Origin of the sequence: Shewanella abyssi (assembly GCF_023284025.1) — a bacterium.
GTDB lineage: Bacteria > Pseudomonadota > Gammaproteobacteria > Enterobacterales > Shewanellaceae > Shewanella > Shewanella abyssi.
In genome coordinates, this window is record NZ_JAKIKR010000024.1 from 57,131 (window position 1) to 67,354 (window position 10,224).

A 10,224-nucleotide genomic window follows, 5' to 3' on the forward strand; every position below is an offset into this window, starting at 1 on the left:
GCTTAAACCTTAACAATCTGCACCATCTCTGTTGACTTTTAGATCTCCGCTTGCTGTAAATGAGTCGTTAACAGCTGATCCAAATAGCTGAATTTTCCCTATTCTTGCCTATAGTTAATTTTAAAGGACTCTAAATGACGACTAGCAATGCAATTATTAAAGTGACCAACCTGCGCTTGCGCACCTATATCGGCTTCAATATCGAAGAGCGCGAGAAGATGCAGGATGTGGTGATTAACATCGAGATCCACTATCCCGCAAGTAATGCTATTAGAGAGGATAATGTAGATGAAGCACTCAACTACAAGAAAGTGACCAAGGCTGTTATTCAACATGTAGAGGAGGGACGTTTTTTACTATTAGAAAAACTCGTTGCCGACGTACTCGACATCTGCAGCCAACATCCATGGGTGCAGTATGCCCGCGTCACCATTGATAAGCCCCATGCATTAAGGTTTGCAGACTCAGTATCATTGGCACTGGAGTACCGCAAATCTTAATGGCAAATTATTCATTCACAGCAGGAGTCAACTATGGATGTATCACAGGCTAAACAAGTAAGAGAAGCACTGATTGCCCAAGGACTCGAAACGCCATTAACGCCTTCGGACATGACCGCCGAACAAAAATATGAACGTATTAAAGGCTTAATGACTGAAGTCGTAGCAACCTTGGGCTTAGATCTTAATGATGATAGTTTGCAGGAGACCCCCCACCGTATTGCCAAGATGTATGTCGACGAGATATTTGCTGGCTTAGATTATGCGAACTTTCCAAAAATTGCCCTAATTGACAACAAAATGGGCGTCGACGAGATGGTACGGATCAGCGACATTAGTGTTGTGAGCACCTGCGAACACCATTTTGTGACTATCGATGGCCTCGCAAAAGTGGCCTACATCCCCGCTAACACCATTATCGGGCTATCAAAGATTAATCGCATCGTGCGCTTTTTTGCGCAACGCCCCCAAGTACAAGAGCGCTTAACCAAGCAGATTTTAGTGGCACTGCAAACATTGCTCGCTACCGACAATGTGGCAGTAAGTATCGATGCAACCCATTACTGTGTTAAATCCCGCGGGGTGATGGATAGCCAGTCTAAAACTCAAACTACGGCACTGGGCGGAAATTTCAAATCCAATGCCGCCACCCGAGCAGAGTTTTTAAGATAAATTCACTCGGCAGTTAACCCTGCTATCGACACATAAAGGAATTTAATGACAGCCCCAATATTAATTACCGGAGTCGGCAAGCGTGTCGGCTTTTATCTTGCTCAACATCTGGCTCAACAGGGACAAAGAGTCATTGGCACCTATCGTCGCCAATACCCGCAGCTACAACAGCTTGAAGCCTTAGGTGTCGAACTGCACCAATGTGACTTTAACCATGAGTCACAGCTCAATGAACTATTAGCCACACTAAAACAGCAGTCAGCCATCAGAGCCATTATCCATAACGCATCCGATTGGCTACCCGATGGCGATGCTGCGATAGCCATTATGGACAAGATGATGCGCATTCATGTCAGCGTACCTTATGCCATCAACCTCGCCCTTACTGAGCAGCTCAAAGCCAATAACACCATGGCTGATATTATCCATATCACCGATTACGTAGCAGAAAAAGGCAGTAAAAAACATGCAGCCTATGCCGCCAGTAAAGCAGCACTGCACAACTTAACCCTGTCGTTTGCCGCCAAGTTAGCACCTAAGGTTAAGGTCAACAGTATCGCCCCCGCCCTGTTGATGTTTAATCCTGACGACGATGAGCAGTACCAGAAAAAAGCTCTCAAAAAGGCATTGCTGCAGAAAGAAGGCGGTGAGATAGAGATTTTAAATGCGGTAAATTATCTACTGCAAAGCCAATATGTCACCGGCCAAACCTTGAAGATTGATGGCGGTCGACATTTAGTCTAGCCAAAGCTCAGCGCAGAAAAGCCATAAAGAAGGCACGCTTAACCGCGTGCCTTCTTGGTAAATAGTTAACGCTGCAGCCTAACGATTCATACTATTTACTGGTATTGCTCAGTCACATTAATGGTTTTGTAAGCTACGAACATCCGCGCCTGTAGGGCCTTGGAACACCCTTAAACCAAACTCAGGCAATATGGCAAACACATGGTCAAAAATATCGGCCTGAATATCTTCATATACCGTCCAACGGGTGTCGTTGGTGAAGATATAGATCTCGATAGGCACCCCCGATGAAGTAGGCGCTAGCTGACGAACCATCAATGTCATGTCTTTATGGATCTGCTCGTGCTGTTTCAGGTAGGCCAACATGTAAGCTCTAAAGGTCCCCACATTGGTTAGGTGACGACGATTGACCGGCATATCGGCATCAACAACTTGGGCGTTAAATGAGCCCAACTCCTGGGACTTAGTCGCAAAATAGGGCTTAAGATGATTGATCTTGGCTAAGCGTTGCTTATCTTCTTCAGATAAAAAGCCGATTGAGCTGATATCTATTTGTATCGAACGTTTGATTCTGCGACCGCCAGATTCAGACATGCCACGCCAGTTTTTAAAGGCATCTGACACCAATGCATAAGCGGGGATCATGGTAATCGTCTGGTCCCAATTGCGCACTTTAACCGTGGTCAGCGACACCTCTTCTACCGCACCGTCGGCGCCATACTTATCCATTTGGATCCAATCGGTAGGGCTCACCATTCTGTTCGCCGCCAGCTGAATACCCGCCACAAAACCTAATATGGTGTCCCTAAAGACCAACATCACCAAACCGGTCGCGACACCTAAACCACTCAAGAAATAGACTGGTGATTGGTCGGCAAGCACCGAAATGGAGATGATAATGGCGACAAAAAACATGAATAACTTAAACAGTTGCACAAAGCTTTTGATCGGCAATCGACGGCTAACCAAGTTCACGTCTGCAATTTCATTGGCAGCATCAAGCCCGCTATAAACCGCACGCACAAACAAGATAATGATAGTGACGTCTAGTAACCTGTCAGCCAAACTGGCCAACACGGCGTGTTCGGTCAACGCTAGCGGCAGAATAATATTGAGGATCAACGCTGGCACCAGTTTGGCCACCTTCTCCAGTACGCGATAGCGCATGAAGATGTCATCCCACGTCACGCGAGAGCGTTGGATAACCATATTCATGGTGCTAACGACACCGCGTTTAACAACAATGTAGCCAATAAATGCCACCATAAAACAGGCCAGCACTAAAATGCTGGTTGAAACTCCATCGGCAGGCTGACTGTCGATACCCGCACTGGCTAACCATTGCGTAATCGTTGCTCGTAGTTCCTGATCCAAAATCTAAATCTCCAGTTCGTGAATGGATCAATTAATCCATTCAATCTTGCAAAGCGCGGGTAACAAGCTCGAGTCATTCAATAAACAATGACATTACAAACACCAAGTTTAACAGCTATTTGAGCTATGTCAGTTGACTGTAATCTAAAGATTCACAACAATCCATTTTCTATTGTTGAAAGCTCAATCGAGATCATCATGACCAAATACTTGCTGACGTGTTTTATCACCCTTTGCAGCTTCAATGCGCTAGCGAATGATTACAGCCAAGATGAACCTATTTTACCAAAAGCGACTATCGCAATAACCCTAGACTATATTCCGGCCATCGATGATCTATACGGTATTACGATTGCACCTAGCCATCACGACACCGATTATGCCAATTGGGGGTATTACATCGGTTATGCCCAGAGTAAAAAAGACGATTACCCCGTTGAAGAACCTGGCGAAGCCTACACTAAAAGCTCACTTTGGCGCTTCGGGTTAACCTACCCGATCGCAGCTGGGCTGAGTTTTTATGGCGGCGCAGCTGCTTATAGCCATGAACTGTCTTCAACCGATAACATCACCCCCCTAATCGTTGGCGGCGAACCCGTATGGGAGACCGAGAAAGATACCGCCTGGGGTGCTGAGGCTGGTTTACGTTATGTATTGGGCGACAATTTCACTTTAGCCGCTGGCTATAACTCGGCCACCGAATCGGCCGTATTTAGTATCGGCTACACCATGTAATTAGCGCGCCACAACTACGACTTTTTGATCTTGTCAGTATTAATCTAACGGGAGTTTGTCTATGCTAGGGCAATCTCCTTTAAAAGGTTAACAATCATGTATAAGACCCTAATGGCATATGCCTGCATTGCACTATTTTCGCTCTCAATTCCAGCCTTTGCAGATGAAGTGGCGCGAGTCACCTTAGAGAATGGCGCCACAGTCAAACTCAACGATGATTTTACCTGGGAATATGTGATCCTAGAAAGTCAGGTTCAAGATAGCACTGCTACCGCAGTCACTCTGCCAGCCACCGTTGCAGCAACTTCTGCCGTAGTAGCGACCGACGCCAGCACTGCAGCTAATACAGCACCAGCAGTGCCAACCACATTGCCTGCCAATACCGACAACCTGACGTCAAGCGCGATTGCTCAAGCAGCCCTGCTTAAATCAACGGGTAAAAGTGGTGTGAAAGTTAGCTTTTTAAATGAGCAGTGGGACGATGACGGTCGCTTAGGCTTGACCTTCGAGCTATCAAGCAACAGCAGTGAGCATTATGTGATGATCGAATTAGAGATCAGCTTATTTGCAGATTCCGGCGCACTCATTAAGAGAGAGACGGTAAAAGTATGGCAAGCAGTATTTAGAATGCCAGACTCCTATTTACGTAAAGGCCAGACTCGCGAAAGCCCTGTTTTGTGGATCGAAGATATCGACAAAGCGCAGTGGACTAAGCAATTAATGAGCCTGAAGATGAAAGAGATGGATTCTCGTATGTAGTCACTCATTGGCCGAGCTATCCCCTTTAGAGACCTAGCTGATCCAGCTGGGTCTTTTTGTATCAACTGGGGGATATTGGAGCTGCAGCAATCTTAAAAACTAAGAGTTATCTGCATACTTCGACAACTTCGGTGGGGAATCTGTGTTTTCCATTCGTATTGCCCAAACATGAGTCGAAAATTTAAAATTGCATACTACAGAACCGCTCAGCTGATCATACTTTCTGGCATCTTAACCGCCACCATATGCCCTCTTGCACAAATGACTCCGTTGGCAGATAGCGTAATATCTAACAGCACTTTTTTGGGTTTAATCTCGCGAATAACACCGCGTAACTCCAATTCAACGCCCATTGGCGTCGGCGCTAGAAAATCAATATTAAGCGCGGCGGTGACAAACCGCGGCGGTGTTTCATCGCGACTGCCAAATGCTCGCTGAGCTGCCGCGCTGGCGCTACCCGTGCCATGACAATCGATTAACGAGGCAATCAGTCCACCATAAACAAAACCCGGGATGGCAGTGTGAAATGGCTTGGGCGTAAATAGCGCGATGGTTTCATCGTCATCCCAATAACTTTTTAACTGGTGACCGTGTGGATTGTTTTTACCACAGCCATAACAGTGGCTGAGATCTTCTGGATAGTTATCTTGAAAGGCCATAATAGTCATCAGTAGCACCACCACTTAATCAAATTGCAAAAATAGTCAGCCACTACGCTATTACGGTTTCACCGTTTCAGCAATACCGACATAAGCCTTAAGACTAAAGGAGATCCACTATCGAATTGCAGGTTTGGCTGCATCAAGCTTAGATTGAATAACCCATTCAGCTATCAACAGATTATGACTCATGCAGCACAGTTAGCACCTCAAGCACCTACCCTGATGCGTCAATGGCCTTCGGCAACATGGATGTTGCCGCAGAGCTTACAAGGATGTATTCACAGCGAGTCATTGGAGTATTAGGGAAGGAGTTTGCTACAAGCGATAATTAATAGTGCCAAACACTAAAGTTAAGCCAGCCTAACTAGCAGACAACAAAAAAGGGCCATCAGGCCCTTTTGAATAATGAATTTTATTTCAGCATTTTAGCTAAGATTCAACATCCTCTTTAGCGGATCTGCTGCGCCTACAAGCTTGGTAAAACACCTGTTGGTAAGTAGCTGTTGAAGCTAGCAGTCAAAAGCAGTTCGGTCGATGCTTCGATATCTGGGCCGAAGAAACGGTCCTTATCATAATAAGACACCAACTCACGGATCTCAGCCTTGGCCTTCGCCACTGCAACACTTGGTTGTAATGGACGACGGAAATCCAAACCTTGCGCCGATGCTAATAACTCAATCGCTAACACACCACGGGTATTTTCCGACATATCGCGTAAACGACGCGCCGCAAAGGTGGCCATAGACACATGATCTTCTTGGTTGGCAGACGTTGGTAAGCTATCCACTGATGCTGGGTGAGCATAGGTCTTGTTCTCTGAAGCAAGCGCTGCTGCTGTCACCTGTGCAATCATAAAGCCTGAGTTTACCCCGCCATTTTCAACTAAGAAAGGTGGCAGCTTAGACAAGTTAGGATCGATAAGCAGTGCGATACGACGTTCAGCAATTGAACCCAACTCGGCAATCGCAATCGCCAAGTTATCTGCCGCCATCGCTACTGGCTCAGCGTGAAAGTTACCGCCGGAGATAATGTCACCGGTATCTTGGAACACTAGTGGGTTATCAGTGACGCCGTTAGCTTCGGTGCCTAACACCTCTGCTGCATGGCGAATTTGCGTCAAACACGCACCCAATACCTGTGGCTGACAACGCAGTGAATAAGGATCTTGCACCTTTTCACAGTTTGCATGATCAAGACTGATCTCAGACTCATCCGCTAACAAGTGACGGAATAAAGCAGCCGAGTCAATCTGGCCTTTCTGGCCACGAGCAGCGTGAATACGGGCATCGAACGGGCTACGACTGCCCATTGCCGCTTCAACACTCATCGCACCGATCACTGAACTGGCCGCAAACAGATCTTCTGCGTTAAACAGGCCTTCTAGTGCTAACGCCGTTGAAGCTTGGGTACCGTTAAGTAGCGCCAAGCCCTCTTTGGCTGCAAGTTCAAGTGGCTTAAGACCGGCAATTTTTAAACCTTCAGTAGCAGCAATCAATTTGCCTTGGTAGCGCATCTGACCTTCACCAAGTAGCGGTAAGCTCATATGAGATAATGGCGCTAAGTCACCCGAAGCACCGACAGAGCCTTTCTCTGGTACCACTGGATACACTTCAGCGTTAACCAGCTTGATCAGGAAGTTGATCACCTCTAAACGAATACCGGAGAACCCACGGCTCAGAGAATTGATCTTCAATATCATCATCAAGCGCACGGTCTGATCACTCATGTGCTTGCCGGTACCCGCAGCATGAGAAAGTACAATCGAGCGTTGTAGCAGTTGCAAGTCATCGGCGGCAATCTTGGTGTTAGCCAGCAGACCAAAACCGGTGTTAATACCGTAAACGGTGCGACCTTCATCTAAGACCTGCTGTACTAGACCGGCGCTAGTGTTGATATCGCTAATAGCACTTTCTGCCAGTTCTATGGTCACTTTTCCGCGACTGATTTCACGAATTTGCGGCAGGGTTAAGGTGCCTGGTGTTAATACTAAATGGCTCATATTCTACTTTCCCTCTGTCTTGGCAGTGTCTAGCATCGGCAGATCTAAGTTCTGCTCTTTTGCACAATTTTTAGCGAGTTCATATCCAGCATCAGCGTGACGCATCACACCGGTTGCAGGGTCATTCCACAGTACGCGGCCTAGGCGCGCGGCAGCATCGTCGCTACCATCGGCAACTATTACCACACCAGAGTGTTGGCTAAAGCCCATGCCGACACCACCGCCGTGATGCAGTGATACCCAAGTCGCGCCACTTGCGGTATTAAGCAGTGCATTCATTAGTGGCCAATCCGATACCGCGTCCGAACCATCGAGCATGGATTCGGTTTCACGGTTAGGGCTAGCGACTGAACCTGAGTCTAAATGATCACGACCGATAACTATCGGTGCTGAAAGCTCGCCATTTTTAACCATTTCGTTAAAGGCTAATGCCAAACGCGCACGGTCCTTAAGGCCAACCCAACAGATCCGTGCTGGCAGACCTTGGAAGGCAATACGCTCGCGCGCCATATCTAACCAATTGTGTAGCTGTGGGTTATCAGGAATAAGCTCTTTAACTTTGGCGTCGGTCTTATAGATATCTTCTGGGTCGCCAGAAAGTGCTACCCAACGGAATGGACCAATACCTTCACAGAATAATGGACGCACGTAAGCTGGCACAAAACCTGGGAAGTCGAATGCATTCTCAACCCCCTCTTCAAACGCCATTTGACGAATATTGTTACCGTAGTCGGTCGTCGCTGCGCCAGCCGCTTGTAGCGCTAGCATTGCCCTAACTTGAACCGCCATCGATTGCTTAGCCGCTTTAACAACGGCAGCTTCATCGGTTTTACGCATCTCAACAGCTTGCTCTAACGTCCAGCCTTGTGGCAAATAACCGTTAAGCGGATCGTGTGCTGAGGTTTGATCCGTCACCACATCAGGCGTCACTCCACGCTCGACCAGCTCGGCAAATATGTCTGCCGCATTACCGAGTAGACCAACCGATACCGGCTTGCCGCTGCTGTTAGCTGCTTCAATCATCGCCAATGCTTCATCCAGTGAAGTGGCTTTCTTGTCGACGTATTTAGTACGAAGACGGAAATCGATACGTGTTTCATCGACTTCACAGGTCAGTACCGAGTAACCCGCCATGGTGCCAGCCAGTGGCTGCGCGCCGCCCATGCCACCAAGCCCACCGGTTAAGATCCACTTACCCTGCGACGAACCGCCAAAGTGCTGCTTAGCCATCGCCACAAAGGTCTCGTATGTGCCTTGCACAATGCCTTGTGAGCCGATGTAGATCCACGAACCCGCCGTCATCTGGCCATACATGGCCAAACCTTTCTTATCGAGTTCGTTAAAGTGTTCCCAGTTTGCCCAGTGTGGCACTAGGTTAGAGTTGGCGATGATCACCCGTGGTGCGTTGCTATGGGTTTTAAATACGCCCACTGGTTTGCCCGATTGCACCATCAAGGTCTCGTCATCTTCAAGGCGCTGCAGTACTTCAATAATCTTGTCGTAGCACTGCCAATCTCGGGCTGCACGGCCTATGCCGCCATAAACGACTAAGTCCTCAGGACGCTCGGCAACATCGGGATGTAAGTTGTTCATCAACATACGCATCGGTGCTTCGGTCATCCAGCTTTTACAGCTCAGTTTAGTTCCATGCGGCGCTATGATGCGACGACTTGGATCGTGTCTCTTATCCATGGGTCTACCTCGTTCAATCTGTTTTTTATAATTGGTTTTTATATTTGCTTTTTATCTACTGTCTTATTGTTTTCTTGCTAACATTACAGTGGTTAGTTTGACCAGCGACAACGTCATTTTTGTTACTAAATCGTGTGACTAAGCGGCGGCTAACTAAACGTCAGATGGCCACCCAATCTAAATCTGCTGCCGGGATGCACTAAGCGGGCAAAACTCACAACCCCTTGGCGCGACCATGTTCGGCGCGAGATCTGCAAGCAAGGCTCTGTCGCCTCAATGTGTAATAGTGCTAACTGGGTATCGTCCGCCAGTTTGGCTTCAATGGTGTGCTTAGCTTCAGTCAGCGGCGCCACCATTGATAAGTATTCATGGGGAGTTTGTTTACTAAAATCTTGTGCTAGGTACTCAGGCACAAGTTTAGGATTCACAAAGCGCTCCTCTAACTGCAGTGGCGTGTCTTGTTCGCAATGGACTAACACCGATAAAAATACCGCGCCGCCCTCTTCCAGCCCCAGCGCAATCGCGATAGCCCCTGTTGCGGTAGTTTGCCTGAGCGATACTAGCTGCACGCTGTAACCATGGCCGCGATCTTTAATTTCATCGGCAATGTTACGAATTGCCATCATCGATGACTGCGATTTGAGCCCTGCAACAAAAGTCCCCAAGCCTTGTGAACGTTCCAGTAGCCCAGATTCGGTTAATTCAGTTAAGCCACGGCGCGCCGTCATACGGCTACAGTTAAACAGTTCAGCTAATTGATTTTCTGATGGCACACGACTGTTTTCAGCCCATTGTCCTGATTCAATTTGAGCGCGAATATAGTGTTTAATCTCTGCAAACTTTGGCGTTGCCATTGGTTATCCTGTGTTATTCGCTATATTTTTGATGACCGATTAATCAGGTCATTTACTCAATACAGCTATTTATAATGATCAAAAACTCGGCTACAATCCTAGCTTGTATATACAAGTAAACGCAAGCTAGCTCACAAATTATTTTTAATGGCTGCCCTTAGTGTTAATATTCAACCTCTGCTAAAAACTACAAAAAAGAGAGTGCATCATGTCGTGGGATCAAGTGTGGATTG

Annotated in this window: 10 protein-coding genes; 5 read left to right on the forward strand and 5 right to left on the reverse strand. The window is 47.3% G+C overall.

The features are described from left to right. The first annotated feature begins 134 nt into the window (after positions 1-134). From folX to folM, 3 genes are read left to right on the forward strand one after another with little or no spacing between them, the layout of a single operon-like run. Positions 135-500 (forward strand): dihydroneopterin triphosphate 2'-epimerase, encoded by a 366-nt coding sequence (gene folX, locus L2755_RS11985; protein ID WP_248980931.1) that lies wholly within the window; start codon positions 135-137, stop codon positions 498-500. 33 nt (positions 501-533) lie between these two features. Continuing rightward, positions 534-1,172, forward strand: coding sequence for a GTP cyclohydrolase I FolE (gene folE, locus L2755_RS11990; RefSeq protein WP_248980932.1), 639 nt, complete (start codon positions 534-536; stop codon positions 1,170-1,172). Between the two features lie 45 nt (positions 1,173-1,217). Continuing rightward, on the forward strand, positions 1,218-1,916 hold the full coding sequence (folM, locus tag L2755_RS11995) for a dihydromonapterin reductase (RefSeq protein WP_248980933.1): 699 nt from the start codon (positions 1,218-1,220) through the stop codon (positions 1,914-1,916). Between the two features lie 117 nt (positions 1,917-2,033). Here the strand turns inward: folM and L2755_RS12000 are convergent, their stop codons facing one another. After that, complete coding sequence (locus tag L2755_RS12000) at positions 2,034-3,290, reverse strand: mechanosensitive ion channel family protein (RefSeq protein ID WP_248980934.1); 1,257 nt, start codon at positions 3,288-3,290, stop codon at positions 2,034-2,036. Between the two features lie 198 nt (positions 3,291-3,488). Here L2755_RS12000 and L2755_RS12005 point away from each other — a divergent pair, with 198 nt between their 5' ends. Then, the gene (locus L2755_RS12005) at positions 3,489-4,025 is read left to right on the forward strand and encodes a porin family protein (RefSeq protein WP_248980935.1); all 537 of its coding nucleotides are present in this window, start codon (positions 3,489-3,491) and stop codon (positions 4,023-4,025) included. Between the two features lie 96 nt (positions 4,026-4,121). Continuing rightward, the gene (locus L2755_RS12010; protein ID WP_248980936.1) at positions 4,122-4,784 is read left to right on the forward strand and encodes a DUF3157 family protein; all 663 of its coding nucleotides are present in this window, start codon (positions 4,122-4,124) and stop codon (positions 4,782-4,784) included. 206 nt (positions 4,785-4,990) lie between these two features. Here the strand turns inward: L2755_RS12010 and L2755_RS12015 are convergent, their stop codons facing one another. The 4 genes from L2755_RS12015 to hutC all read right to left on the reverse strand — a co-directional run bounded on the left by L2755_RS12015 (position 4,991) and on the right by hutC (position 9,991). Beyond that, positions 4,991-5,452: a PaaI family thioesterase gene (locus L2755_RS12015; protein WP_248980937.1), complete on the reverse strand. Its 462-nt coding sequence runs from the start codon at positions 5,450-5,452 to the stop codon at positions 4,991-4,993. A 460-nt stretch (positions 5,453-5,912) separates the two neighbouring features. Next, positions 5,913-7,445 carry a histidine ammonia-lyase gene (gene hutH, locus L2755_RS12020; RefSeq protein ID WP_248980938.1) on the reverse strand — a complete coding sequence of 511 codons (1,533 nt, stop codon included), beginning with the start codon at positions 7,443-7,445 and terminating at the stop codon, positions 5,913-5,915. A 3-nt stretch (positions 7,446-7,448) separates the two neighbouring features. After that, positions 7,449-9,137, reverse strand: coding sequence for a urocanate hydratase (gene hutU / locus L2755_RS12025; protein WP_248980939.1), 1,689 nt, complete (start codon positions 9,135-9,137; stop codon positions 7,449-7,451). 149 nt (positions 9,138-9,286) lie between these two features. Beyond that, entirely contained in the window at positions 9,287-9,991 is a 705-nt protein-coding gene (gene hutC, locus L2755_RS12030) for a histidine utilization transcriptional repressor HutC (protein WP_248980940.1), read from the reverse strand. Positions 9,992-10,224: the final 233 nt, after the last annotated feature.